The 24,645-nt window shown below is 62.1% G+C and carries 19 protein-coding genes; 4 read left to right on the top strand and 15 right to left on the bottom strand.

What is annotated here, in order from left to right; genetic code table 11:
- The first annotated feature begins 46 nt into the window (after positions 1-46).
- The gene (locus tag HNQ65_RS11440) at positions 47-643 is read left to right on the top strand and encodes an acyl carrier protein phosphodiesterase (RefSeq protein WP_184339659.1); all 597 of its coding nucleotides are present in this window, start codon (positions 47-49) and stop codon (positions 641-643) included.
- A gap of 242 nt (positions 644-885) precedes the next feature.
- On the opposite strand, the gene HNQ65_RS11435 is transcribed toward HNQ65_RS11440, so the two are convergent.
- From HNQ65_RS11435 to HNQ65_RS11420, 4 genes are all read right to left on the bottom strand, one after another.
- Positions 886-1,455 carry an REP-associated tyrosine transposase gene (locus tag HNQ65_RS11435; protein WP_184339658.1) on the bottom strand — a complete coding sequence of 190 codons (570 nt, stop codon included), beginning with the start codon at positions 1,453-1,455 and terminating at the stop codon, positions 886-888.
- A 245-nt stretch (positions 1,456-1,700) separates the two neighbouring features.
- Positions 1,701-2,843 carry a 5-(carboxyamino)imidazole ribonucleotide synthase gene (locus HNQ65_RS11430; protein WP_184339657.1) on the bottom strand — a complete coding sequence of 381 codons (1,143 nt, stop codon included), beginning with the start codon at positions 2,841-2,843 and terminating at the stop codon, positions 1,701-1,703.
- Positions 2,840-3,361: a 5-(carboxyamino)imidazole ribonucleotide mutase gene (gene purE, locus HNQ65_RS11425; RefSeq protein ID WP_184339656.1), complete on the bottom strand. Its 522-nt coding sequence runs from the start codon at positions 3,359-3,361 to the stop codon at positions 2,840-2,842. The genes HNQ65_RS11430 and purE overlap by 4 nt, the downstream gene beginning before the upstream one ends.
- 351 nt (positions 3,362-3,712) lie before the next feature.
- Complete coding sequence (locus HNQ65_RS11420; RefSeq protein WP_184339655.1) at positions 3,713-4,474, bottom strand: hypothetical protein; 762 nt, start codon at positions 4,472-4,474, stop codon at positions 3,713-3,715.
- A gap of 85 nt (positions 4,475-4,559) precedes the next feature.
- Here HNQ65_RS11420 and pyrF point away from each other — a divergent pair, with 85 nt between their 5' ends.
- Entirely contained in the window at positions 4,560-5,312 is a 753-nt protein-coding gene (gene pyrF, locus HNQ65_RS11415; RefSeq protein ID WP_184339654.1) for an orotidine-5'-phosphate decarboxylase, read from the top strand.
- A gap of 109 nt (positions 5,313-5,421) precedes the next feature.
- A complete protein-coding gene (locus HNQ65_RS11410; RefSeq protein ID WP_184339653.1) occupies positions 5,422-7,230 on the top strand; it encodes a lysophospholipid acyltransferase family protein in 1,809 nt (602 codons plus the stop codon).
- A gap of 51 nt (positions 7,231-7,281) precedes the next feature.
- Here the strand turns inward: HNQ65_RS11410 and hpf are convergent, their stop codons facing one another.
- The 11 genes from hpf to HNQ65_RS11355 form a co-directional block, all read right to left on the bottom strand.
- Positions 7,282-7,887, bottom strand: a complete 606-nt coding sequence (hpf, locus tag HNQ65_RS11405; RefSeq protein WP_184339652.1) for a ribosome hibernation-promoting factor, HPF/YfiA family — start codon at positions 7,885-7,887, stop codon at positions 7,282-7,284.
- Between the two features lie 32 nt (positions 7,888-7,919).
- Positions 7,920-8,756 carry an LPS export ABC transporter ATP-binding protein gene (lptB, locus tag HNQ65_RS11400; protein WP_184339651.1) on the bottom strand — a complete coding sequence of 279 codons (837 nt, stop codon included), beginning with the start codon at positions 8,754-8,756 and terminating at the stop codon, positions 7,920-7,922.
- Between the two features lie 2 nt (positions 8,757-8,758).
- Complete coding sequence (locus HNQ65_RS11395; protein WP_184339650.1) at positions 8,759-9,790, bottom strand: LptA/OstA family protein; 1,032 nt, start codon at positions 9,788-9,790, stop codon at positions 8,759-8,761.
- Between the two features lies 1 nt (position 9,791).
- Positions 9,792-10,343 carry a hypothetical protein gene (locus HNQ65_RS11390; RefSeq protein WP_184339649.1) on the bottom strand — a complete coding sequence of 184 codons (552 nt, stop codon included), beginning with the start codon at positions 10,341-10,343 and terminating at the stop codon, positions 9,792-9,794.
- The gene (gene kdsA / locus HNQ65_RS11385) at positions 10,318-11,154 is read right to left on the bottom strand and encodes a 3-deoxy-8-phosphooctulonate synthase (protein ID WP_184339648.1); all 837 of its coding nucleotides are present in this window, start codon (positions 11,152-11,154) and stop codon (positions 10,318-10,320) included. The genes HNQ65_RS11390 and kdsA overlap by 26 nt, the downstream gene beginning before the upstream one ends.
- A gap of 130 nt (positions 11,155-11,284) precedes the next feature.
- The gene (locus HNQ65_RS11380) at positions 11,285-12,136 is read right to left on the bottom strand and encodes a transglutaminase family protein (protein ID WP_184339647.1); all 852 of its coding nucleotides are present in this window, start codon (positions 12,134-12,136) and stop codon (positions 11,285-11,287) included.
- Between the two features lie 36 nt (positions 12,137-12,172).
- The gene (locus tag HNQ65_RS11375; protein WP_184339646.1) at positions 12,173-13,234 is read right to left on the bottom strand and encodes an alpha-E domain-containing protein; all 1,062 of its coding nucleotides are present in this window, start codon (positions 13,232-13,234) and stop codon (positions 12,173-12,175) included.
- A 9-nt stretch (positions 13,235-13,243) separates the two neighbouring features.
- Complete coding sequence (locus HNQ65_RS11370) at positions 13,244-14,722, bottom strand: circularly permuted type 2 ATP-grasp protein (RefSeq protein ID WP_184339645.1); 1,479 nt, start codon at positions 14,720-14,722, stop codon at positions 13,244-13,246.
- 75 nt (positions 14,723-14,797) lie between these two features.
- Positions 14,798-15,676: a transglutaminase family protein gene (locus tag HNQ65_RS11365; protein ID WP_184339644.1), complete on the bottom strand. Its 879-nt coding sequence runs from the start codon at positions 15,674-15,676 to the stop codon at positions 14,798-14,800.
- Positions 15,676-18,267 carry a circularly permuted type 2 ATP-grasp protein gene (locus HNQ65_RS11360; protein ID WP_184339643.1) on the bottom strand — a complete coding sequence of 864 codons (2,592 nt, stop codon included), beginning with the start codon at positions 18,265-18,267 and terminating at the stop codon, positions 15,676-15,678. The genes HNQ65_RS11365 and HNQ65_RS11360 overlap by 1 nt, the downstream gene beginning before the upstream one ends.
- 69 nt (positions 18,268-18,336) lie before the next feature.
- A complete protein-coding gene (locus tag HNQ65_RS11355) occupies positions 18,337-21,732 on the bottom strand; it encodes a transglutaminase family protein (protein ID WP_184339642.1) in 3,396 nt (1,131 codons plus the stop codon).
- A 243-nt stretch (positions 21,733-21,975) separates the two neighbouring features.
- Here HNQ65_RS11355 and HNQ65_RS11350 point away from each other — a divergent pair, with 243 nt between their 5' ends.
- Entirely contained in the window at positions 21,976-24,624 is a 2,649-nt protein-coding gene (locus HNQ65_RS11350; protein ID WP_184339641.1) for a beta strand repeat-containing protein, read from the top strand.
- Positions 24,625-24,645 lie beyond the last annotated feature (21 nt).

Raw genomic sequence — 24,645 nt, 5'->3', positions numbered from 1 at the left:
TTTGAAAGGAGCTCGATTTTTGGAGGGAGCTGGGCAGTGTGGTTGGATGAACTGGCTGGCCCATCTTTACTTGTCGGAGCCGGAGGTGGAGTTTCGGGTGGGGAATTTGCTGCCGGACTGGGTGGGACCGTGGGAATTGACCGGGCTGCCGGAGGGGTTTCAGAGGGGGATTGCGAGGCATCGGGCGATTGATGCGTTTACGGATGCGCATCCGCTGGTGAGGCGGAGTGTGCGGCGGTTTGAGAAGCCGTTCCGGCGCTACGGGGCGGTGCTCACAGATGTGTTTTATGATCACTTTCTGGCAGCAGGATGGAGTGCGCACAGTGCGGAGCCGCTGGGGGAATTTGTGGGTGAGTTTTATGCGTCGGTGGAGACGGTGCGGACGAGTGTGCCTGAGCAGGCATGGGAGGTGCTGGAGCACATGCGGCGGGCGGACTGGCTGGGGTCTTATGCGACTCTGGCAGGGATTGAGACGACGTTGAGAAGGATGTCGAGGAGGCTGCGGTTTCCGTTTGAGCTGGCAGCAGCGGTAGAGGTGCTGGAGGCGCGGTATGAGGAGTTTCGAGTGGACTTTGAGGGGTTCTTTCCGGAGGTGAAGGCGGAGATGGCGACGCGTGAGACTGTCAATGGGACGCAGCCTTGATGGCTCTCGCGAGCGCGGCAGCGTCTTGGAGTGCGGTGGGAAGCGTAGCGCCACACCGCTTTCGAGACGGTGTAGGATGCGCAAAGACCAGAGCACCCACGTCCGGCTGACGAAAGCGGTGTCGGCGATGCAGGCTTGCGCCGTGCAACTCTGCCACCGCATTGATTCGCTTCGCTCACCCTTCGGGCAGCCTGCGGCTGTCTATCTCCGCTACGCTCCGGTTCCAAGACGCTGCCGCGCATTCACCAGTCTGTGTGGACTTCGTAGCCGTCGGGGACTTGGATACGCTGGGTTTTAAAGCGGTAGATGGACTCTATCATGGGCTTGCTGGTGTGGCGCTCAAACCAGGCGGCGGAGCACCAGGGGTAGTCTGAGGCTTTGGAGACGAGGCCATGCTTCACGGCGTTTTGATGGGTATAGTTCAGCCGTGCGATATAGGAGCGCTCAAAGGTGAGCAGGGTTTCGCGGTAGTTGTGCCAGACTTTTCTGCCGGGTGTGTTGTCGAGCTTGTTGACCCATTTGGCGGTTTTCTCGTGGAGTGAACCCAGCAGATCAGGCAGGTTTTCTGCCGTGGGTGGTGATTCAGCTACGAAGTGATAGTGATTGGAGAAGACGGCCCAGGCTTCGAGGCGCCAGCCAGAGTCGGCGCAGACTTTGAGAAGGCCGCGATGGAGGACGGTGAGGCGGTCAGGGCTGCGGAAGTGGTGCTCCTTTAGATAGGTGGCGGCGGTGACGAAGTAGATGCCGTGGGTGCCGAGCCGATGAAGCGGCGCATGGGGCCATGCGAGCTTGGGGTCGGCATCGGGGTGCATAGGTGAATGCTACGGAATGGCATGGGGTGAAGCAAGCGCGGCAGCGTCTTGGAACCCGAGCGAAGCGGTGATAGACAACCGCAGGCTGTCCGAAAGGTGAGTGCCACACCGCTTTCGAGACGGTTGCAGGATGCACAGAGGCCGGAGGATCTCCGCCCGGCCGACGAAAGCGGTGTCGCCGATGCAGGCTTGCGCCTTGCATCTTTGCCACCGCACTCCAAGACGCTTCGCGCTCGCGCAGGCGGTTAGCCAATCCCCAGCGCTTTCCGAATCTCAAGCGCATCCCGCAGCGCCGCGTCAATTGTATCTCCTAATACAGTGAAGTGGCCCATTTTGCGGCGGGGGCGGGCTTCGCGTTTGCCGTAGAGGTGGAGCTTGGCACCGGGGTGATTGAGAACTGGGGACCAGTCGGGGTGAGTCAGCGGGGCGGGCCAGACATCGCCGAGGAGATTGACCATGACCGCCGGGGTGTGCTGGGAGGCGTCTCCGAGGGGGAGGCCGCAGACGGCGCGCTGCTGCTGCTGGAACTGATTGGTGCGGCAGGCGTCGATGGTGTAGTGGCCGCTGTTGTGCGGACGTGGGGCGATTTCGTTGACAATGACTTTGCCGTCGGTGGTGACGAACATTTCGACGGCCATGGTGCCGACGTAGTCGAGGCCTTCGGCGACGGCTTTCCACAATGCGAGAGCCTGCTCGGTGATCTGGGGATCGACGCGGGCGGGAGAGATGGTGACGTCGAGGATGTGGTGGGTGTGCTGGTTCTCGACGCAGCCATGGGTGGCCATCTGGCCTGAGATGCTGCGGGCACCGACGACGGAGACTTCGCAGACGAAGGAGACCCACTGCTCGACGACGGCGCGCTGGCCGGTGAAGCTGCTCCAGGCCTGGGCGAGGTCGGTTTCGGCGGTGACTTTGCACTGGCCTTTGCCGTCGTAACCGAAGGCGGCGGTTTTGATGACGCAGGGGCGGCCGAGCTCGGCGACGGCGGCCTCAAGTCCGGCGAGGTCGTCGATGACACGGAAGGGGGCGCAGGCGATGCCCTGGTCACGGAGGAAGTTTTTTTCGCGCTCGCGGTGCTGGGTGGTGATGAGGGCCTTGGCTCCGGGGCGGAGAGGCTTCACGGCCTCGACGGCGGCGAGACAGGAGGCGGGGATGTTTTCGAACTCGGCGGTGACGACATCGACCTGCTGAAGGAAGCGGGAGAGGGCGTCGGTGTCGGAGTAGGGGGCGTTGATTTCGACGTCGGAGTACTGGCCTGCGGGGCAGCCGTGGGGCTCGTCGGTGAAGATGGCAACGCGGTGTCCGGCGCGGCGGGCCTCCAGGGCGAGCATGCGGCCGAGCTGGCCGCCGCCGAGGACGCCGATGGTCGAGGGAGGGGGAAACTTCATGCCTTGGGTTTGGCTTCGAGCTCCTGCTGGCTCTGGAGCACTTTCTGGGTCTGGCGCTCACGGAAGGTCTTCAGCTTTTCGGCGAGTTCGGGGTTTTCATTGGCCAGCATGGAGACGGCGAAGAGGGCGGCATTGGTGGCACCGGCATCGCCGATGGCGAAGGTGGCGACGGGGATGCCTCCGGGCATCTGGACGATGGAGTAGAGGCTGTCCATGCCGCTGAGAGCGCGGCTGAGGACAGGGACGCCGAGCACGGGGATGGTGGTCATGCTGGCGGTCATGCCGGGGAGGTGGGCAGCGCCGCCAGCTCCGGCGATGATGCACTTGAGACCACGCTCGGAGGCGGTGGTGGCGTAGTCGTAGAGAAGCTGGGGGGTGCGATGGGCGCTGACGACTTTCTTTTCGTAGGGCACGCCGAAGCCATCGAGCACATGGGCGGCGTTCTGGAGGGTGGGCCAGTCAGAACTGGATCCCATAATGATGCCCACGAGGGGCTGGGTGGCGGCGGGGGTGCTCATCGGGTAAAGATGGGGCAGAATGGCGGGCAGTGCGGGCGGCACAAATTTTTTCTGGACGGGATTTGGGGGCTCAGAAAGAGGGTGGAAAAATCAGGGGACACTCATTTTTAACAACGCAGCGATTAGAAGGCCGCAGCAATGAACTCTGAAAATCAATCTCTCTCCCATTTCCCAAACTGTTTCCTCGGAGAGGGCTGAATGAAGGAATGCTCATCCAGCGACGGCGGGGCCTTGAACGCGAATGATCACGAATGTCCGTGAATTTTCATGAATGGCGCTGGGCGGGATGCTGACTGGTGGCGGTTCACGGTGACTCTCTGGATGCGCCTGGGGATTTGATGAGCGGCTCCTTCAAGGCTGCGGTGTGCGCAGGAGGCGGCGGCGTTTGAAGAAGTGGGAGGCTCCCCAAATGAGCAGGACGACATAGACGACAGCGGCACCGATCCAGTTGCCACGGACGGAGGCGCGATCTTCGATGATGACGGCAAAGAGGGAGGGGTTTTGAGGCCAGGTCTTGCGCACCAGGTATGGCAGCGGGGCTTTCTGGATGACGCCGGTGAGGGGCTCTCCCTGAGCGAGCTTTTTGAGATTGTCGGATTTGGACAGGAGGACGACGCTGGTTTCTGAGGGCTGCGAGACGGTGGTGATGAACGGGATGTAAAGGTCTGCGCCGAGGTCGGACGCGCCGGAGCGGATGCCGGAGGTTTTGTCCAGATCCAATCCTGGGAGCTGGGAGCGCTGGAGGCTGATGTTGTGGGGGACGAAGGCAGCGCTGCGAACGGCGGCGTCGAAGCTGGAGGCATCTGCCTGAGTGCCGCCGGTGCTGACGAAGTAAATCGTGGCGGCCAGATGGGCAAGAAGGAAGAGCCCGGGGAGGCCCAGAGCGAGCACAAGCGCCGCCCGGCCCCTGGCCATGATGAGAAGGATCATGGCCGGGATGAGATGGAGAATGAAAGTGAGGATGAAGGTGGCCTTGCCAAAGTAACTGCCGATGAGCGCCAGCTGCGCGGAGGCCACCCAGGAATAGGGCCCCCACTCCGCCCAGAGGGAGAAGGCAAAGGAGGCGGCGAGGAGATTGAAACCCAGGGCGGCGAGAAGGGCTTTGAATGTCATAGGATTTTTCTAAAGGTTTTCCGCATAATGGTCAATGAAATGCGGAGGCTTGCGAAGAAGCGAAGCCGTGCGATGGAAAAGGAGCATGAGCTTTCTCGACAAACTGAACCAACGCATTGCCAAAACTGGATCCAACCTGTGTGTGGGGCTGGATGTGAGGGCGGAGAATGCGGAGGAGAGTACGAAGCGGTGGATTCTGGACGTGATCGAGCAGACGGCGCCGTATGCGGCGGCGTTCAAGCCGAACTCGGCGTACTTTGAGGCTTTGGGCTGGCGGGGGATGAAGATGCTGGAGGAGATTTTGCAGGAGATCCCGAAGGATATCCCGGTGGTGCTGGACGTGAAGCGCGGAGACATCGGCGAGACGCAGGGGTACTACGCGAAGGCATGCTTTGAGGTAATGAATGTGGATGCGGTGACGCTGAACGCCTACATGGGGCGGGACACGCTGGAGCCTTTCCTGAAATACACGGACAAGGGGCTGTACCTGCTGGGAGTGACCTCAAACCCCGGGGCACAGGACATTGAACTGCAACAAACTGGCGACCGCCAGGTGTATGAGATCGTGGCCGGGATGACGGCCGGGCACCCGCAGGCCGGACTGGTGGTGGGGCTGACGAATGCCGCGCCGGACGTGCTGGACCACATTCCGGACGTGCCGCTGCTGATCCCGGGCCTGGGAGCGCAGGGGGGTGACCTGGCGGCGCTGAAAGGCAGCGGGCGCAAGGCTCCGCTGCTGGTGAATGTGTCCCGAGGTGTGCTCTACCAGAAGGATGAGCTGAGCTTTGGCGCCCGGGCGGAGCACTGGATGCGACAGATTCAGGGTGTGCTGAGCTGACCCTTTCAATTTTGATAATGACAAAAACGATACGCTTATGGCGCTTGCTTGAAGCGTAATCGGGAGGATGGATGGTGACATACCCCCTTTAAAATCCCAGACCGCTCCCATGGTTTTCAATCTCAGCGAGCACCTCAAGACCCCGATGCAGCGACGGATCTACCGTCTGATCGGCCCCGCCGTGGAATCGGCGCTGGGTCTGCGCGGCTTTGAGGCGTGCTACAATGAGTCTGCGCGGCTGTACAAGATGCACCCGCAGTATCCAAACGTGTTTGCGTGGTTTGATTCCGTGGCGCACTCGCTGAAGCTGCAGGAGGATGTGGACCTGCCATCTGAGTTTGTGTTTCCGAAGCAGGGGCCGCTGGTCATCGTGGCGAATCATCCGTTTGGGGTGATCGACCCGGTGATGCTGGCGCGATGGGCGGGACAGTTCCGGCCTGACCTGAAGGTGATGACGAACTCCCTGCTGCTGGCCATGAAGGAGCTGAAGGATCATGTGATCCCGGTGGACCCCTTTGGCGGTGAAGGCGCGGCGAAGCGCAACCTGGCACCGATGAAGGAAGCACTGCGTCTGCTGCGCGCTGGAGGAGCGCTGATCATTTTCCCCGCCGGCGAAGTGGCCTCGTACAAGCCGGGACGTGGCCTGGACGAACCGGTGTGGAGCAACCATGTAGGCTCCCTGGTGCGACGCACGCAGGCGACGGTGCTGCCGGTGTATTTCCCGGGCTCAAACAGCGCGCTTTTCCATGCCGCGGGGATGATCCATCCACGCCTGCGGACGGGCCTGCTGCTGCGCGAATTTTGCAACCGTGCGAACACGCCGGTGCCGATGCGGGTGGGACAGCCGATCCCGTATTCACGCCTGAAGAAATTTGAGGATGATGAGTCCCTGACACGCTACCTGCGCATCCACACGTTTGTGTTACATCAACGTGGCAAGGAGCAGACGGCCAAGCTGACGGTGACTGGCGAAAACCTGAGCATCAAGCCTCCGACTGAAACGCAGCAAGCCCACATGGTGGAAGAGATCGACCGCATCCGAGCGCGGGGCGGACGTCTGGTGGGCCAGGGGAATCTGTCTGTGTATCAAGCGCACTCGCATGAGATCCCGGTGCTGCTGCCGGAGATCGGGCGGCTGCGCGAGGTGACCTTCCGTGAAGTGGGAGAGGGCACGGGCAATGAGATCGATCTGGACAAGTATGACCGCTACTACGAGCACCTGATCCTCTGGGATGAGGAGAAGGAGCAGGTGGCTGGTGCATACCGACTGGGGCGTGCGGATGTGATCCTGCGCGAGTATGGATCCAAGGGACTCTACACGAGCACGCTGTTCCGCTTTGAGAAGCCGTTTCTGGCGAACCTGGAGCATGCGGTGGAGATGGGGCGGAGCTTCATCATCAAGGCCTACCAGCGCAACCTGGCCTCCCTGCCGCTGCTGTGGAAGGGAATCGCGCACTGGATCGCGCGCAATCCGCACTACAAGAAGCTGTTTGGCCCGGTAAGCATCAGCAAGGACTACAGCAGCCTTTCGCGGAAGATGATTGTGGAATTCCTGCAGGACAACCGGATGCACCCGCACCTGTCGAGCTTTGTGAAGGCGCGCAATCCTTTCCGCTACATGCGCAACCGGCGGATGATGCGTGAATTCATCAGCGCAGATCTGCAGAATGTAGACGACTGCTCGGCGCTGATCTCCAGCCTGGAGACGGACGGCAAGGGCATCCCGATCCTGCTGAAGCACTACCTGAAGCTGAACGCGACACTGCTGAGCTTCAACGTGGACAAGGATTTCTCGTCGGTGGTGGACGGGCTGATCATGGTGGACTTTACCGACATCGACGAGAAGCTGCTGGGCAAGTACATGGGCGAGGAGAACTGCCGCAAATATCTGGCTCAGGTCAAAAAAGAAGCGGCCTGAAACCAGGCCGCTCCGTGGGTGAGAATGATGAGAGAGTGACTCCGCGAATTACTAGGCGGCACCGTTGGCGGCGACTTCCAGCTCGGGCTCGATGAGGCCGTAGTCGCCGTCTTTGCGACGGAAGACGATGGCGAGACGATGGGTCTGCTGGTTGTGGAACATGACGAAGGGACGCTCGCTGATTTCGAGGTCGATGATGGCTTCGTCCACGTAGAGAGGGCGGACCTTGTGCTTTTCCTTGTGAACGTAGGCGGGCTCGATGTGCTCCTGCTCGGTGTGCAGCACTTCCTGATGGAAGACGTGCTCCTCGAGGTGGCGGATGGAAGTCTCCTTGCGGGGGCGATGGCTCTTGAGCAGGCGGGTCTTGTACTTGCGCATACGACGAGCGATCTTGCTGATGCTCTCGTCGATGGAGGCGTAGATGTCCTCGGTGACGGACTTCACTTCGATGACGATGTGGTCGGCGCAGAAGAGGATGATTTCCGCGATGTGGCGATGATGGCTCTGAACGTCGAGGACGACTTTGGCCTCGATGATGCGGGGGTAATCCAAGTGGAGACCTTCGACCTTTTTGTGAGCGTAATCACGGATCGCATCGGTGACTTCCATATGACGGGCGGTCACGATGATGGGGAGGTTGACGTTGTGTTTTTGCATGGTGTGCTCCTTTGTTGGGGTTGGTTGAAATGTTACATGGTGAAGCCCTCGCCGAGATAGAGGCGGCGGGCTTCGTCATCATTGACGAGGAAATCTTTGCTGCCGTGGCGGCGCACGCGGCCCTCGAAGATGAGGTAGGCGCGGTCCACGATGTTGAGGGTTTCGCGCACGTTGTGGTCGGTGATGAGGATGGCGAGGCCGGCGCTGCGGAGCATGCGGATGATCTCCTGGATCTCGCTGACGGCGATAGGGTCCACGCCGCTGAAGGGCTCATCGAGCATGAGGAGCTTGGGCGAGGTGACGAGGGAGCGGGCGATGGTGAGGCGGCGCTTTTCACCACCGCTGAGGGTGATGGCGAGATTGTCGGCGACGTGGTCGATGCCGAATTTCTCCATGAGGGACTGGGTCTGGTCCTCACGCTCTGATTTGGAATAGGGCTGGGTCTCCATGACGCCCATGATGTTTTCACGGACGGTGAGGCGACGGAAGATGGACTCCTCCTGCGGGAGGTAGCCCATGCCGAAGCGGGAGCGCATGTACATGGGCTCGTTGGTAACGGTCTTGCCGTCAAAGATGACCTTGCCGCCATTGGGCTGCACGAGGCCTACGATCATGTAGAAGGTGGTGGTCTTGCCGGCGCCGTTGGGGCCGAGGAGGCCGACGATCTCGCCCTTTTTGACCTCAATATCGACGCCATTGACCACGGCGCGACCATCATAGACTTTTTTGAGCCCTTCGGTGTGCAGGAGGGTGTTTTCGTCTGGATTGACGCCCCCTACCCCGCCGTTGGGACGACCATCGACCAGAGGGAGTGGCAGTGCATTCCCGCCGTCGTCATTGTTCTTCGGCTTTTTCTTTCGCGTCGCCATGATCACTGCGGAGGGAGGGACTGGACACTTCTACGGGGGGTGGCCTCATCGCCCTGAAGAACGATGGTCTCGTGACCGCCGGTGGTGGTGAGCTTGCCAGCTTTGTCGATGACCATGATGCAGCCAGCCTCGGTGGCCTTGTGGAGGCGGTTGCCAGCCTGGACCTGGGGCCATTCGAGCAGGGTGGTGTTGCCGGTTTTGCCGTCGTAGATGAGGTGCTTGCAATGGCCGATCTGGAGCTCGCCATCTTCGGCGACTTTTTCCACGGTGACCATGGGGCCGCGGGCGTCGGCCTTGTCGATGGGAGGGGCGGTGTTTTCGGCTTTCTTTTTGGAGGGAGCCACGATGTCCGCATCACTGGCGGCGGGCGCGGGTTTTTTGGGCTTGGGGGCACCGAGGACTCCGCCCTCCTGCTTGGCCATGAAGAGCTCGAGCTCCTCGCACTCGATGTACATCTGCGGGTGGCGGGCCTTCACGTCTCCGGTGTAGATACCGTAGTTGTTATTGGCGTCGAAGAAGGCGCTTTTCTGGGCGGTGATGTCGATCTGGCCTTTCGTGGCCTTGGGCACCTCGTCGAGGTTCAGCGGCTGGAGGGGCTTGGGACGCGGACCGGAAGGAGGAGGAGGCGGAGCCTCCACGACAGGAATGCTGGGAGAGGCCGGAGCGGGTGCTGCGTCGGCAGCAGGCGGTGTGGAGCCAGCCGGAGCCGGGGTAGATGCGGCGGGTGCCGCTACGGGGGTGGGGGCCGCGCTGTTGCTGCTGCCGCCCTGAATCATACCCTGGGCGGCCTGGAGGGCCTTCTGACGCATCTCGACGCCATCGGGTGAGAGGAGGAGCTCCTTGGCCTTGTCTTTGACGGAGTCAGGCACCTGCTTGACGGCTTCCTTGGCAGCATTGAGGGCCTTGGCGGCGGTGTCGTCATCGACCTTCTTTTTGCGGAAATCGAAAAGCGGGCGCGCATCCTCCGGGGCCTGGGCCAGCGCACCGGCGCTGCCCGCCAGAAGGGCAATGAACAGGAGGGTGGGCGTCTTCATATTACTTGGAGGAGGGACGATCGGCGGGGGGTGGTACCTCGCTGCTGTCGGTGCCGCTGTCAAAGATGACCATATGGATGTTTCCTGTCATCCGGCCCTGATTTTTTGCGGTGTCGAAGATGAGGCTGTCGCCCTCGATCTGGAAGTCTGCACGGGTGACGCGGCTGCGCTCAGTGCTGCGGAGGATGCCGCCCTCGCCGGCCATCTGGTAGAAGGCGGTGCGGAGGTCGATGCGGACGTCGTTTTTGGGGTCTGCGTTGAACATCTGCACCACGAGGTTTTCAGCGTAGATACGCTCGTCGTCCACACGGCGAAGCACGTCTGCAGTGATGAGGGAGGTGCGGCGGCCGGTGGAGTCAAAGGAGGGGATGACGGCACCTTTGTTGACGGTGCCGAGGGGGACCATGTGGAGGAAGGCCCCCATGCCGGGGTCGGTGGGTGCGGTCTGCTGACCGGCGGCAAACATGACGAGACCCGCCACCACGCCCATGGTGACGGAAAGCGCGATCCTGCGAGGGTAGAGCCGCTCAAGAGATGTCGCGAACGAGGCCATGAATCTTGCGCAAGGTTTCGACCACTTCCGCGATCTGCGAAAGGGGGATTTGATTGGGGCCGTCTGAGAAGGCTTTGGCGGGGTCCGGATGGGTCTCCATGAAGACGCCATCGCAGCCGGTGGCCACGGCGGCACGTGCGAGGACGGGGGCGAGCTTGCCATCGCCGCCCGTGGCGGTGCCAAGACCGCCGGGACGCTGGACGCTGTGGGTGGCGTCCATGACGGCGCGGTAGCCGAGCTCCCGCATCCAGTAGAGGGAGCGCATATCGGCCACGAGGTTGTTGTAGCCGAAAGTGGTGCCGCGCTCGGTGAACATGAAATTCTGACAACCGGAGGCGACGAGCTTGTCGGCGATGTTTTTGACATCCCAGGGGGCCATGAACTGGCCTTTTTTGACGTTCACGGTGCGGCCGGTTTCGCCTGCGGCAACGATGAGGTCGGTCTGGCGGCAGAGGAAGGCGGGGATCTGGAGGAGGTCGATATGCTCGGCGGCCTGCTTTGCCTCCTCAACAGTGTGGACGTCGGTGGTGACGGGGACGCCGAGCTTGGCACCGATCTGGGCGAGGAGCTTGCACCCGGCCTCGCAACCGAGGCCGCGGTAAGAGGAGATGGCGCTGCGATTGGCCTTGTCGTAGGAGGCTTTGAAGACCCAGCGCCAGCCGTGCTGCTGCGCCATGGCGCCGAGTTTTTCGGCGACACCCCAGATGAAGTCCTCGCTCTCGATAACGCAGGGGCCAAGTATGAACACCGGCTCCGTGCCATCCATGGACACCGATCCTATTTTCACCACCGGAAGAGAGAACAACCCCATATAACTTAAAAAATTGATTCTGGAAGCCTTGCTTCAGAATCGGTTTTGAAGTTTCCAACCCGGTTGCGCGGCCCGCTGAAAGAATTGTAGCGGGCAGGGGGTGAAAGACAACGGAAGATTCAGCGGATGATCAGCCGTCGAGACGACGGACTTCGAGCTCGACCTGGAGGGCGGTGGTGGCACCGGGAGGGCCGTCGAAGTAACCGGAGATGGGGGCGGCATCGTGGTAGTCGCGGCCGGTGGCAATCTTGATGTGCCGCTCGTCGGCGAGGGTGGCGTTGGTGGGGTCGAGGCCGAACCAGCCTTTGCCGGGGAGATGGACCTCGCACCAAGCGTGGGAGGCCTGGGCACCGCGCAGGTGGGAGTCGGGGCCGTTGTAGAGGTAGCCGCTGATGTAGCGGGCGGGGATACCGAGGGCGCGGCAGATGCCGATCATGAGGTGGGCGAAGTCCTGGCAGACGCCCTGCCTGCTGTGGAGAACCTCGGCCATGTGAGTGGATGAGGTGGTGGTGCTGGGGGAGTACTTCCACTCCCGGTAGATGTAATTCATGACGGCCTCGGCGGTCTCAAAGACGTCGTTGCTCTCGTTGCGGATGTCGATGCCGAGACGCCAGACCTCAGCGGTGATGGCGATGTAGTGGCTGTCTCCAAGGAAGGGGAGGACCATTTCATCCATCTCGTCCTTGAGCATCTCGAAGGTGACGCCGAGGGGCTTGCCGTCCTTGTAGGGATTGGTGGTGTTGATGGTGGACTGTGACTCGATGGTCAGGTCCGAGTGCGGCTCTGAAATGTCGAAGTAATGGACATAGTTAAGCCAGTTGTCCCGGAAGTGCTGGAGGCGGGCGGGGGGCTTGACGTTGAGGAGGAAGAATTCGAGACGCGACTTGTCATCGGTGACAGGCCGGAGCCTGACCTCGTTGTAGCTATCGCGGACCGCAGCACGGTAAACGTAGCGCGTGCGGTGGAAGACTCGAAATCGCATGGCGGTGGAACGGCAGGAGACGCAAATACGTCGGAACTACTGCTGCTGTTGCTGCTGCTGAATCTGGGCATCTTCGTCAACATGGGCGTGATAAGCGCCAGGGACGCTGATGACGACCTCCTGCACAGGCTCCTCGGCCGGCATGGCGAGCTCGGCGTGGAGGACGAAGGTCTGGAAGACGGCCTCGCCGATCTGGTTGAGGCGTGTCTGCAGATTGTCGATGTATTCGTGCAGGCCAAAGGCGAGGACCTCCTCGACGGTGGTGTAAGCCAGGTCGGCACGCAGACGCCCCACATGCCGCAGCAGCGGGGGCATGCCCTGGATGCCGGCACCGGCACACAGTGCCTGGAGAGCGACCTCTGCCTCCGCGACGCAGTAGGCAATGGAGCGGGGAAAGGTCTCGTCGAGCAGGAGGTATTCGATGATTTTGGCCGGATCCTGCCTGCTGCACTTGGTCTGGAAGGCATGCCAGGCGGAGCAGGAGCGCAAGAGAGCGGCCCAGCGCAGGGGGCGAGCCTTGGGAGAGGGAGGAAGCTCGAGCGAGAGGCCGGAGCAGGTGTCGAGAAGACGGGAGACTTTATCCGCACGCTCCAGACATGTGCCGACGCGGAGGAAATACCAAATTTCGCCACGCGGGGTGGTGGAGTCTGCGACGCCCTGAAACTCATAGGAGCCACGGAGAACGCGCTCGTAGAAGGCGGCGCTCTGGGTGCGGTGCATGGCCTTGCCCTCGGCGGATTCGACGAAGAGGCGCAGGGAGTTCAACGACTCCCAGATCTCGTCGGAGATCTGATCGCGCACGGTGCGGGCGTTTTCACGCGCGGCGCGGATGCTGTTAAGCATGGAGTTGGGATTGTCCGCACGAAGGGCGAGGAAGTCGGTGACGTCCTTGCCCTTGATCTTCTTGTGCAATCCGAAGTAGGCTTCCTCGTCTCCGGTGGTGGCGAGGAGGGGCTGCCAGAACTGCGCTTCATCCACGCCCTCGGCTCCGGCATCCAGCAGGAGATCCTGAGTGGAGAGCAGGAGGCGGGAGAGGTTTTCGGCACGCTCGACATAGCGTGCCATCCAGTAAATGCTGTCTGCGACTCGGCTAAGCATGGCGTGTGATCAGGCGGCGTGAGAGGTTTCGGCAGGCTTGTCCAGGGGATCGTCCCAGAGGACCCAGGTATCCTTGCTGCCGCCACCCTGGGAGGAGTTCACGACGAGAGAGCCTTTTTTGAGCGCGACGCGGGTAAGACCGCCGGGGACGACGCGCACGCGGTCGCCGCAGAGCACGTAGGGGCGGAGGTCGATGTGGCGGCCTTCGAAGTGGTCGTCCACAAAGACGGGATGGCGGGAGAGCTGAAGAACGGGCTGCGCGATGTAGTTGCGCGGGTTCTTCTTGATGCGCTCGCCGAACTCGGCGAGCTCCTTTTTGGAGGCGTGCGGGCCCATAAGCATGCCGTAGCCACCGGATTCATTGACGGCCTTGACCACGAGCTTGTCGAGATTGTCGAGGATGTACTCGCACTCCTTGGGCTCGACGCCGAGATGGGTGGGCACATTCGGCAGGATGGGGTCCTGATCGAGGTAGTATTTGATCATCTTCGGCACGAGCGCATAGACGGCCTTGTCATCGGCTACGCCGGTGCCGATGGAGTTGGCGAGGGCGACATTGCCTTTGCGGTAGGCATTAATGATGCCGGGGACGCCGAGGAGGGAGTCTTTGCGGAAGACCTGGGGGTCGAGGAAATCGTCGTCGATTCGGCGGTAGATGACGTGGACCTGCTCCAGGCCCTTGGTCGTGCGCATGAAGACGCGGTCATTGCGGATGATGAGATCACGGCCTTCGACGATGGGCACGCCCATCTGCTTGGCGAGGTAGCAGTGCTCGAAGTAGGCGCTGTTGTAGATGCCCGGGGTGAGCACGACGATGACGGGATCGAGCACGCTGCTGGGGGCGAGGTGCGCGAGGGTCTCCCGCAGCATGGAGCCGTAGGCGTCCACAGGACGCACAGGGAGCGACTGAAGCAGGCCGGGGAAGGCGCGCTTCATGGCGTTGCGATTCTCCAGCATGTAGGAGGCGCCGGAGGGGCAGCGGCCGTTGTCCTCAAGGACGTAGTAGTCCCCCTTGCCATCGCGGACGAGGTCGGTGCCGCAGATGTGGATGTAGATGCCGTGGGGCACCTTGATGCCACGGAACTCCGGCCGGTAATGAGAGGCGGAGAGCACGAGCTCAGCGGGGACGGCCTTGTCATTGATGATCTTCTGACCGTGATAGACATCGTTGAGGAAGAGATTCAGCGCGGTGATGCGCTGGATCAGTCCGGCCTCCACGGTCTCCCATTCACGCTGCGGAATGATACGCGGCATGAGGTCGAAGGGGAAGATGCGTTCGGTACCCTGGTCATCGCCATAGACGGTGAATGTGACGCCCTGACGGAGGAAGGCGGCATCCACGGCTTTTTGACGCGCAGAATATTCGGAGGGAGTGAGTGAACCTACACTATCAAGCATGGCTCCGTAGTGCGTGCGCGCCTTCCTTGTCTGGGAAAACACCTCGTCGAAGAAGCTCTCTGGTTGGTAGTCGTTAAACAGTGACGACATGGGATCTTATTATTTAGCAGCCCCTGTGCCAGAGTTTCAAACGCTTTAAAAATAGGAGGTGTGGCCCGAGTTTGATCAGTCGCCGACGGGCTCGACATCGACGCCGACGCCGACGGTGTGCCTGCCGCCACCGGTGATGATGCCACGCACGGGGCTGACGTCTGAGAAGTCGCGGCCGATGGCGACGGTGACGTGATCGAGGGAGGTGAAGCAGTTGTTGGTGGGATCAAAGTCCACCCAACCGAAACCTGGCACGAAGCAGGAGGCCCAGGCATGGGAGGCATCGACGCCCTGGAGACGAGGCTTGCCGGCCGGGGGGTGGGTGCGAAGATAGCCGCTGACATAACGCGCCGGCAGCCCAATGGCGCGCAGGCTGGCGATGGCTAGATGGGCGAAGTCCTGGCAGACGCCGCGCTTCTTCTCCAGCACCTCTTTGAGCGGTGTGCTGATGGTGGTGGCCTTGGAGTCGAAAACAAACTCCTTGTAGATGCGGCGGAAGAGATCCGCAGTGGCTGCGAGGAGGGGCCGGCCTTTGGTGAAGCTGGGCAGTGCGAAGTCCCGCAACTGCATCTCCGGCACGAGCAGCGGGCTGACGTAAACATACTGGCAGGGGTCGAGCAGGTCTGCGGAAACGGGATCACGGAACAAACCAGCCACCTCCTCCCAAGGCGGTGTCTGCAGAGGGTCGGGCTGCAGCACGGGCGTGAGCGAGACGAAGCTGCGGGAGGTGACCTCAAAGTGATTGTGAAGTTTCTGCACGGAGAAGCAGGCGACCTGATTGCCAAAGGAGTCGATGTGCTCAGTGCGGAGATCGGGATCGGGATCAAAGCTGAGGCTGAACTCCATGCAGCGCTGCGTCTCGGTATCTCGCGGACGCAGGCGAGCGGCATGGTGGGACACCGCCACCTGGGAGCTGTAGCTGTATGTGGTGCGATGGGTGATGCGGTATTTCATCACGTGGACGCAGGTTCAGCCGGAGGAGCGACCTCGCTGCTGCTGATGGTGGAGTGTGCGAAGTAAGAAGCGGTCAACGCGTCATTGAGCTGGGGCATGGCCTCAATGAGCTGGGTGAGAAGCTTTGCGACCTGGGACTGCGCCCAGGTGCCGTGCTCGACGCGGGCGAGTTCCGTAGGATCGCAGAGCTGGAGGCGGGTGTTGTGCTCCAGGAAGATGCGCATGGCCGGGGTGAGAAGCGCGGATTTCTGCTCGTGGGGGAGGTGCTCAAACTGCTGACGAATGCGCTCGAACTGGAAGCGGAGACCGCGGGGGTTGAGCTCATCGAGCATGAGGAGGTCATAGACGGCAGCGAGCTGAGGGAGGAGGCTGTAGCGATTGCGGTAAGTGATGGTGCTGTCTCCGACCTCAAGAATGGCCTCCAGGAGGCTGGGGTTTTCCGCATCAGCGCTACGCAGTCCGGAGCGAAGCAGCTCGCAGATGTAAACAGTGCGCTCAAGGCGATGGCCCATGTCGAGGAACATCCAGCCCTGGGCGCGCGTCATGTTCTCCTTGGCAAGGCCGTGGAAGGAGGCCAGCTCCAGAATGATGCGGGTGAGCACATTGAGAGCGTCCGACATGGGCGTGACGCTGGGGGTGTTCTCATAAGTGTCCAAGGCGTCTCCAAGCTGGCTGATGACGCGCCAGGTATCGACGGAGATGCGATCACGAAGCAGAACGCCGATGCGCTGGATGTGGGCCACGCAGGAGCGGACGCTGGAGGGGTGATCGGGGTCGAAGATGGCCTCCAGCAGACGGGCCTCCAGCTGCTCCTGCTGGGAGGCGAGTGCGGCGACATCATTGACGTCATCGAGGACGGTAAGATTTTTGAGCGCTTCAAGCAGCGGCAGCAGCAGCGGGGTCTCGCTCATGCCACTCTCCGGCGAGCAGCGCAGAAGGGTGGAGCGCAGCAGGCGGGCGCTGGACTCTGCGCGCTCGGCATAGCGTCCAAGCCAGTAGAGATGATTGGCCACACGGCTGCCGAGATTATGCCCGGTGCGGCGGAGCTCGACGGGTGTGCTGGTATTGGAAAGGAGGGTGACATTGTCCACCGGACCGTCGCTGAGCACCCAAGTGTCCTTGGTGGTGCCGCCTTTCTGCATGGAGACCAGGGAGGAGTCCATCTTGGCAGCCACGCGGGTGAGGCCGCCGGGCATGACCATGTAGCCGTCCTGGGTCGCGACGAGATAAACGCGCACGCTGACGGGTTTGTGGACGAGGTGGCCGTCCTCCCAGACGGGGGCGGTGGAGAAAGAGATCTTTTCCTGCGCGGCCCAGCGGTCCGGGGCAAAGCGCATGCGTTCGATGAGGGCAGTGCGCTCAGTGACGGTCAAGTGTTCGCCAAAGTTGATCTCGCGTCCGCGGACTTTGAAGGCGTTTTTGATGACGAGATGGTCGATGTTTTTCTCCACCTCGGCTTTTGGATTCTCCTGGCCGCACCACCAAGTGGCGACGGAGGGCATGAGGAGCTCTTCTCCGAGGAGCTTGCGGCTGAGACTGGGGAGAAAGGCCATCATGGCCGGAGCTTCGACAAGGCCGGAGCCGAGGGAATTGGCCAGGGCCACATTCCCCGCACGCACAGCGCGCACGAGGCCTGGGACACCAAGCATGGAGTCGTTGCGAAGTTCCAGGGGATCGCAGAAATCGTCGTCCACACGGCGCAGGATGACGTCGACGGGTTCGAGGCCGTTGAGCGTCTTCTGATAGACGCGGTCATCGCGCACGGTGAGGTCTTCGCCTTCGACGAGCGTGTAACCGAGATAGCGGGCCAGGTAGGCCTGCTCGAAGTAGGTCTCGTTGTAGGGGCCGGGCGTGAGCAGGACGACACGGGGCTCCTCGACCGGACGCGGAGCCAGGGCGGCGAGGGACTGCTGCATCTGGCGGAAGAAACCGGCGAGACGGCGGACGCGTGCGTCGCGGAAGACATCGGGCAGCAGACGGGAGGTGATGAGGCGGTTTTCCAGCGCGTAACCGGAGCCGGTGGGAATCTGAGTGCGGTCGGAGATGACCCACCACTGGCCATCCAGGGCACGAACGATGTCGGCGCCGTAAACCTGGAGAGGCTTGTTATTGGGCACCTTGATGCCGTGGCAGGCGCGGATGTAGCTGGGCTGGGCGAGCACCATGGCCGCCGGCATGCTGCCGTCCTTGATGAGCTGCTGAGGGCCGTAGCTGTCTGTCAAAATGGCATTGAGCAGCGTGGCACGCTGGATGAGCGCCTTTTCGATGGCCTCCCACTCACGGGCGGAGATGACGAAGGGCACCGGGTCCATCTGCCAGGGGGTATCGAGGCCCTTGGCGTCGTAGATGTTGAAGGTGACGCCGCGCTCCGCCAGCAGGCGGCGGGCGGTGTCTGCGAGGCGCTTGACCCCGGCGACGTCCCGCTTCTGAAGGTCGGCGATGACGGGCTCGTAGTGGGAGCGCACTTTGCCACCAGCCTCGCGGAGTTCATCGTAATGCCCCTCAACCGCCGTGCCGTCGAGCTGCGGAGGAGCAGCCCGGGGTGTGGCAGGAGGTGCGGCGGAAGTGGAGCTTTGGGATTGGAAGATCAATGCGTGTGCAACGGTGCGGGTAGCGACTGTAAGAATCGTTCATGCTTTGTGCATCCCGATTCTTTACTTTCATGCGTGCCTCAGGTCCAGGGTGAAGGGGAACTCCGGATTGGGCGTGGCGGGGGCCACTTTGATCTTCCCAGGCGTGTGGCCGTGGCGGAAAAAGCGGGCGTAGCGGCGGCTTTCGGCCTCGTAGGCATTGACGGGAAAGACCTCGTAGCTGAGGCCGCCGGGATGGGCGACGTGGTAGGTGCAGCCGCCGAGGGAGCGCTGATTCCACTGGTCCACGAGATCAATCGTGAGCGGTGAGTGCACGCCAACGGTAGGCTGGAGGCAGTTTGGCGGCTGCCAGGCGCGGTAGCGCACTCCGGCGACGTACTCGCCATTGGTGCCGGTGGGGTGCAGCGGGACAGTGCGGCCATTGCAGGTGATGGCGTAGCGGCCCTCGACCAAGCCCTGAGCCTTGATCTGGATGCGCTCCAAGGAGGAGTCCACGTAACGGACCGCGCCGCCCATGCCGGCGTCTTCTCCGAGCACGTGCCAGGGCTCGAGCGCCTGGCGGATCTCGATGTGCACATTGCGTGAGGACCAGTCGCCACTGAGCGGGTAGCGGAACTCGAAGTGTGGAGCAAACCATTCGGGCTTGAGCTCGTAGCCGGCCTGGCGGGTGTCGTGGCAGACGTCCTCGATGTCGCTCCAGGCGAAGTGAGGGAGCATCCAGCGGTCATGGATGTCGGTGCCCCAGCGCACGAGGGGTGCCTCGTACGGCTCCTTCCAGAAACGGGCGATGAGGGTGCGGAGCATGAGGGCCTGAGCGAGGCTCATGCGTGAGTGCGGTGGCATCTCAAAGCCACGCATCTCCAGCAGGCCGAGGCGGCCGGTGCTGCTGTCCGGGGAGTAGAGCTTGTCGATGCAGAACTCGGCGCGGTGAGTGTTGCCAGAGGAGTCGATGAGGAGATTACGATAGAGGCGGTCCACCAGCCAAGGGGGCACATGGCCGGATTCGGAGGCGGCTTTGAAGGCGACCTCGAGCTCGTAGAGGGAGTCGTTGCGGGCTTCGTCGATACGCGGGCTCTGGCTCATGGGGCCGATGAAGAGACCGCTGAACATGTAGGAGAGCGCGGGGTGATTCTGCCAGTAGGTGACGAGGCTGCGCAGGAGGTCCGGGCGACGGAGGAAGGGGCTGTCCTTGGGGTATTCGGCGCCCATGACAATGTGATTGCCCCCACCGGTGCCGGTGTGACGTCCATCTACCATGAATTTCTCGGTGCCGAGACGGGTCTGGCGGGCCTCTTCGTAGAGGGTTTCGGTGATATTGACCATCTCGTCCCAGTTCTTGGCGGGATGGACGTTCACCTCGATGACGCCGGGGTCGGGTGTGACCTTGAGGACGTTCACGCGTGGATCGTAGGGCGGCGGGTAGCCTTCCAGAACGATGGGTTGATCCAAAGCGAGCGCCACATCCTCCACAGCACCGAGGGCGGAGAGGTACTCCTCCAGCGTCTTGGTGGGGGGCATGAAGACGTGGAGCTTGCCATCGCGCGGCTCCACGCAGAGGGCGGTGCGAACGACCCAGTCGGCAGACTGGCCGACGGTAGGGGGCTGAAAGGCGGGGTCGATGCGCTGCTGAAGCTCCTCATCGAGGGCTTTGCGCTCTTCTTCCGTGAGATCTCCGAGGCCTTTGGGGCCTTTTTGAGAAAGGGCCAGCCGTTTCCAGAAGGAGGCGGGGACACCACCGATGCCGCGCACGAAGTGCTGACGGTCTGGGAGCGGATCGCGATCCTCCATGGGGTCCTGCTCATGGTGGTAGGGGTAGTCGGTGGTTTTGACCCAAGGCTGGGAATCCAGCGGAAGGCGGAGGCCCATGGCGGAGTCTCCGGGGATGAGGTAGCAGCGCTCGGTACGCAGGAACCAGGGGCCGGTTTCCCAGCCATTGTAGGCAGGCTTGAGTGGCAGGACGTGGCCGATGATCTTATCGAGCCCCTGCTCGAAGACTTTGGCCAGCCGCGAGCGCTCCTCCTCGTCTTTGAGGTTGGATTTGTGCGGGTCCACGTTGGAGGGCAGACGACGCTCCCGCCACAGGTAGTAGAAGGCGTCTTCGTAGGCGGGCATGATCCATTTGCCGCCGCAGCCGAGGCGCTCCGCCAAAGCATGGATGAAGCGTGCGGAGTGGGTCTCATTCACGCCGTAGTCCTTCTGCATGTCTGCAAAGAGTTGCGGGTGGCCCCAGAGGGGCTCGCCGTCCTTGCGCCAGTAGCTGGCGTAGCACCAGCGGGGAAGGGATTCGCCGGGATACCATTTGCCCTGGCCGTAGTGGAGGAAGGCACCGGGGGCGAAGCGCGCCTTGAGGCGCTTGATGAGCTCATCCGAAAGGCGGGCCTTCATAGGACCCACGGCAGCGGTGTTCCACTCGGCGCCTTCGGCATCGTCGATGGAGACGAAGGTGGGCTCGCCACCCATGGTGAGGCGGACGTCAGATGCTTCCAACTCCTTGTCGAGAGCGTGACCGAGAGCCTCGATCTCCGCCCACTGCTCATCGGTGTAGGGCTTGGTGACACGGGGGGACTCGAAGACGCGGTCCACCTTCATTTCGAACTCAAACTTGGTCTCGGCGGGCTCCACCAAGCCGGAGATGGGGGCGGCGCTCTGGGGGTCTGGTGTGGCCGCGAGAGGGATGTGCCCCTCCCCTGCAAAGAGGCCGGAGGTAGGGTCGAGGCCGACCCAGCCAGCGCCAGGGAGATAGACCTCGCACCAGGCGTGGAGGTCGGTGAAATCGACCTCGGTACCGCTGGGGCCGTCGAGGGATTTCACATCTGGCTTGAGCTGGATGAGGTAACCGCTGACAAAGCGCGCGGCAAAGCCCAGGCGGCGCAGGACCTGGACCATGAGCCAGGAGGTGTCGCGGCAGGAGCCGGTGAGCTTGGTGAGCGTCTCCTCAGGGGTCTGGACGCCGGGCTCCATGCGGACGGTGTAGCCGATGTCCTTCCATAAGCGCTGATTGATGAAGACCAGCACGTCGATGGTGCGTGGCGGCCAGGGTTTCATCTCCAGCAGGTCGGTCTCAAGGCGCTTGAAGTATTCTCCAAACTTGGGGGTGAAATCAGCGGCCTTGACGAAGGGGGCCAGTTCGTGGTCGAGGACGGCGTCGTATTTAAAAGGAAAGTGCTCGCACTCGGGCTCCAGGAAGAAGTCGAAGGGGTTGAACACCGTCATTTCGGCGACGACGTCCACCTCGACGGTGAATTCGTCGGTTTTTTCCGGGAAGACGAGGCGTGCGAGGTAGTTGGACTGGGGGTCCTGCTGCCAGTTTAGGAAATGTTTTTTGGGCGTGACTTTGAGCGAATAGCTCAGAATGCGCGTCCGGGAGTGCGGGGCAGGACGCAGCCTGATGATCTGGGGCCCCAGCTCGACGGGGCGTTCGTACCGGTAGCTGGTGCGATGGTGGAGGGCGACGTGGATGGACATGCGGGGGCTGGTGCAGACGGGGGAACTCAGTGCCTGCCAGACATCAATTAGCAAGTTCACGGCCAATCTTGGTCCAGGCACGGGGAAAACATCATTCCCTGCCTCCAAGCAGAATAAAGGAGGCGCTTATGTTCTAGTACTTTTCCAACGGTCAGGGCCTGCCATTGTCTCTCCCCCCTTTCCTTTCGAATGTTCTTGTTCAAAAACCTCCATCTGACACTGGCCGCTCTCCTTTTCGGAGCGATGTCCGTTTTTCAAGCCCGAGGAGCCACCTTTGTGTGGGATTTGAACAAAGGTACAGACGGTGCCCAAGATGGCTCTGGAAACTGGACGGATGGTGCCAGCAACTGGTTTGATGAAACAACGCCGCAGCAGAACCAGACTTGGTCGAACTCAGCGGGAAATACGGCAGCGATAGGTGCAGGCGGAGCAGGCGGCACGATCATCGTTTCTGGCACGGTGAATGCCAATGGATTGATTTTCAGGGCAGTTACTTCGGCTTACACCCTGACGGGGGGCACGATCTCACTCGCCTCCGGTTCCGCGATCACGGTTCAGGACGGGTCCAGCTCGCTCAACTCGCGCCTGACGATCAATTCGACGCTCAGCGGCAGCAACATCACCCTGCAAAAAGCCACTGGCGCCTTTGCGCTCGTGACCATTGGCAGCGCCTCCACGCTCTCCGGCACCTTTTCGCTCACGTCGGCAGACACCAACGGGCTGTTTGTGCAGGTGAATAGTGTGAACTCGCTGCCTTCCGCCACGCTGACGAGTGTGAACGTGGGCACGAACACCACGCTGGTGCTGGGTGCCAGCGGCAACTGGCAGGTGCCCTTTACCCTGAGCGGCTCGGGTGCCGGAGGGCGCGGGGCCATCCGCCTGGATGTGAACAACCTCACGCTCTCCGGGGCGATCACACTGGCAGGCAGTACGCTGATTACGCAAAACACCAGCGCCGTCGCCTCAGTTATCAGCTCGAATATCGGTGAGTCCACCGCCGGCAGCACGCTGAGCCTTGGCACCCAGGGGACCAGCACGGGAACAATCGCGCTGGCAGGAAACAACACCTTCACCGGCGGGCTGTCGGTCGATGTGACGAACGTACGCATCGACGGCGCAGGGGCGCTGAACTCCACCACGCCCAACAAGGTGACCTTTGCCAGCAGCACCCTGGTGAAAAGCCTCTCGCTCAACGGCAACTCCATCACCCTCAGCGGGCTGGCCTCCACAGCGGGAGCAGGGGCTGGCACCGTGCGCAATCAAAATGCCACCGCCGCCACTCTGACTATCAACTCTACTGCGGACGCCGTGTTTGCCGGCAGCCTGGCGGATGGCACTGGCGGCGGAGCGCTTTCGGTGATCAAAACGGGCTCGTTTGCGCAGAGCCTGAGCGGCACCAACACCTTCACTGGCGGCCTGACGCTCAATCAAGGCGGGCTCAACGTAAACAGCAGCACCGCCCTGGGTGCCACCGCAAGCACCTTCACCATCAATGGAGGCACGCTGGGCAACAGCAGCGGAGCGGCGGTGGCGATCGCGAACAGCAACGCCATTGTGATCAACGGAGACTTTACCGCCACGCTCACCAACTCGCTGGATCTCGGCACGGGTGCTGTCAGTCTGGGCACGGCAGCAGGGACCACGCGCACCATCACCGTCACGGCAGGCACCCTGACGCTGAGCGGAGGCATCGCGGATGGCAGCACTGCCACTGGAATCACCAAAGCAGGGGCTGGCACCCTGGCGCTAAGCGGCACCGGAACGTTTTCCGGGCTGGTCACTGTCAGTGCGGGCAATCTGCTGGTGCTGAGCAATGGTGCGCTGGGCTCCACGGGCAATGGTGTCCTGATTTCCTCCACGACCGGCCATTTGCAGCTGGGAAACAGCATCACCGTCACTGGAGAGTCGGTGATCACGCCTTACGTGGAAAACGTGTCTGGAAACAACACCTGGGCAGGCTCTGTGCGCGCCACGGTGGGTGCTACACTGACGCTGGATGCGGCGGCCGGGAGCCTTCTGATCCAGGGTAATGTGAACGCCGCGTCCACGGACAGCACCAACCACACCTTCACGATGACGGGCTCCGGCTCCGGGGAAGTCCAGGGCGTGCTGTCAAACACGCTTGCCGTCAACAAAACGGGGACAGGCACGTGGGTTTTCAGCGGGGCGAACACCTACACGAGCGCCACCAGCGTAAACGCAGGCACGCTGCAGGTGGGCAAGGCAGGTGTGGGACAGACGGGAACAGGCGCGGTGACTGTGGCCGCCAACGCCAGCCTCTCCGGCACCGGGGTGGTACGGGGCAGCAGCTTCACACTGAGCGCCAGCGCCACCCTTTACGCAGGTGATGGCACGACGGCTGCCAGCCATGGCACGCTGACCTTCACCCCTGTCTCCACGGCCTCGTATAATCTGGCGGCCGGCTCCAAGATCTCTCTCGACCTGACCACAGCCACCGCCAGCGATGGAAACTTTGGGGGTAATGCGGTGGGCAGCGCGGGCTACAACACCTGGCTGAATTCCGTGACAGGCGTGGGCGGGCATGACAGGCTGGTCTTCAACGGCAGCAGTGGCACGCTGACCGTGGCCGGGAACATCGTCGTGCTGGCCAGCGGCTACACCCCGCATGCGGGGGATGTTTTCAACTTACTGGACTGGTCGGCCCTGCTGACCACGGATTTCAGCAATTTCTCCGTGGGCACCAACTACCGCGATGGGAGCGGCGACAACGGCAGCCAGTTTGACCTGCCGGACATCAGCGCCAGCGGTCTGATCTGGGATGTGAGCCAGTTCACCACCTCTGGGAACATCGCCGTCGTCCCCGAACCTGGCCGCGCCAGCCTGCTCTTGCTGGCCCTGGGAGGCCTCATGCTGCGGCGGCGGCGCGCGTAAGCAGGCTGGGACGTCGTATAA

The organism is Prosthecobacter vanneervenii, from assembly GCF_014203095.1.
Taxonomy (GTDB): Bacteria; Verrucomicrobiota; Verrucomicrobiia; order Verrucomicrobiales; family Verrucomicrobiaceae; genus Prosthecobacter; species Prosthecobacter vanneervenii.
Note: the sequence above shows the minus strand (reverse complement) of the source record. Positions and strands in the feature narration are given on the sequence as shown.

Excerpts from the sequence above, each read along its gene's own strand:
- HNQ65_RS11440 (WP_184339659.1), top strand. The coding sequence starts at position 47 with ATGAACTGGCTGGCCCATCTTTACTTGTCGGAGCCGGAGGTGGAGTTT.
- HNQ65_RS11435 (WP_184339658.1), bottom strand. The coding sequence starts at position 1,455 with ATGCACCCCGATGCCGACCCCAAGCTCGCATGGCCCCATGCGCCGCTT.
- HNQ65_RS11430 (WP_184339657.1), bottom strand. The coding sequence starts at position 2,843 with ATGAAGTTTCCCCCTCCCTCGACCATCGGCGTCCTCGGCGGCGGCCAG.
- purE (WP_184339656.1), bottom strand. The coding sequence starts at position 3,361 with ATGAGCACCCCCGCCGCCACCCAGCCCCTCGTGGGCATCATTATGGGA.
- HNQ65_RS11420 (WP_184339655.1), bottom strand. The coding sequence starts at position 4,474 with ATGACATTCAAAGCCCTTCTCGCCGCCCTGGGTTTCAATCTCCTCGCC.
- pyrF (WP_184339654.1), top strand. The coding sequence starts at position 4,560 with ATGAGCTTTCTCGACAAACTGAACCAACGCATTGCCAAAACTGGATCC.
- HNQ65_RS11410 (WP_184339653.1), top strand. The coding sequence starts at position 5,422 with ATGGTTTTCAATCTCAGCGAGCACCTCAAGACCCCGATGCAGCGACGG.
- hpf (WP_184339652.1), bottom strand. The coding sequence starts at position 7,887 with ATGCAAAAACACAACGTCAACCTCCCCATCATCGTGACCGCCCGTCAT.
- lptB (WP_184339651.1), bottom strand. The coding sequence starts at position 8,756 with ATGGCGACGCGAAAGAAAAAGCCGAAGAACAATGACGACGGCGGGAAT.
- HNQ65_RS11395 (WP_184339650.1), bottom strand. The coding sequence starts at position 9,790 with ATGAAGACGCCCACCCTCCTGTTCATTGCCCTTCTGGCGGGCAGCGCC.
- HNQ65_RS11390 (WP_184339649.1), bottom strand. The coding sequence starts at position 10,343 with ATGGCCTCGTTCGCGACATCTCTTGAGCGGCTCTACCCTCGCAGGATC.
- kdsA (WP_184339648.1), bottom strand. The coding sequence starts at position 11,154 with ATGGGGTTGTTCTCTCTTCCGGTGGTGAAAATAGGATCGGTGTCCATG.
- HNQ65_RS11380 (WP_184339647.1), bottom strand. The coding sequence starts at position 12,136 with ATGCGATTTCGAGTCTTCCACCGCACGCGCTACGTTTACCGTGCTGCG.
- HNQ65_RS11375 (WP_184339646.1), bottom strand. The coding sequence starts at position 13,234 with ATGCTTAGCCGAGTCGCAGACAGCATTTACTGGATGGCACGCTATGTC.
- HNQ65_RS11370 (WP_184339645.1), bottom strand. The coding sequence starts at position 14,722 with ATGTCGTCACTGTTTAACGACTACCAACCAGAGAGCTTCTTCGACGAG.
- HNQ65_RS11365 (WP_184339644.1), bottom strand. The coding sequence starts at position 15,676 with ATGAAATACCGCATCACCCATCGCACCACATACAGCTACAGCTCCCAG.
- HNQ65_RS11355 (WP_184339642.1), bottom strand. The coding sequence starts at position 21,732 with ATGTCCATCCACGTCGCCCTCCACCATCGCACCAGCTACCGGTACGAA.
- HNQ65_RS11350 (WP_184339641.1), top strand. The coding sequence starts at position 21,976 with ATGTCCGTTTTTCAAGCCCGAGGAGCCACCTTTGTGTGGGATTTGAAC.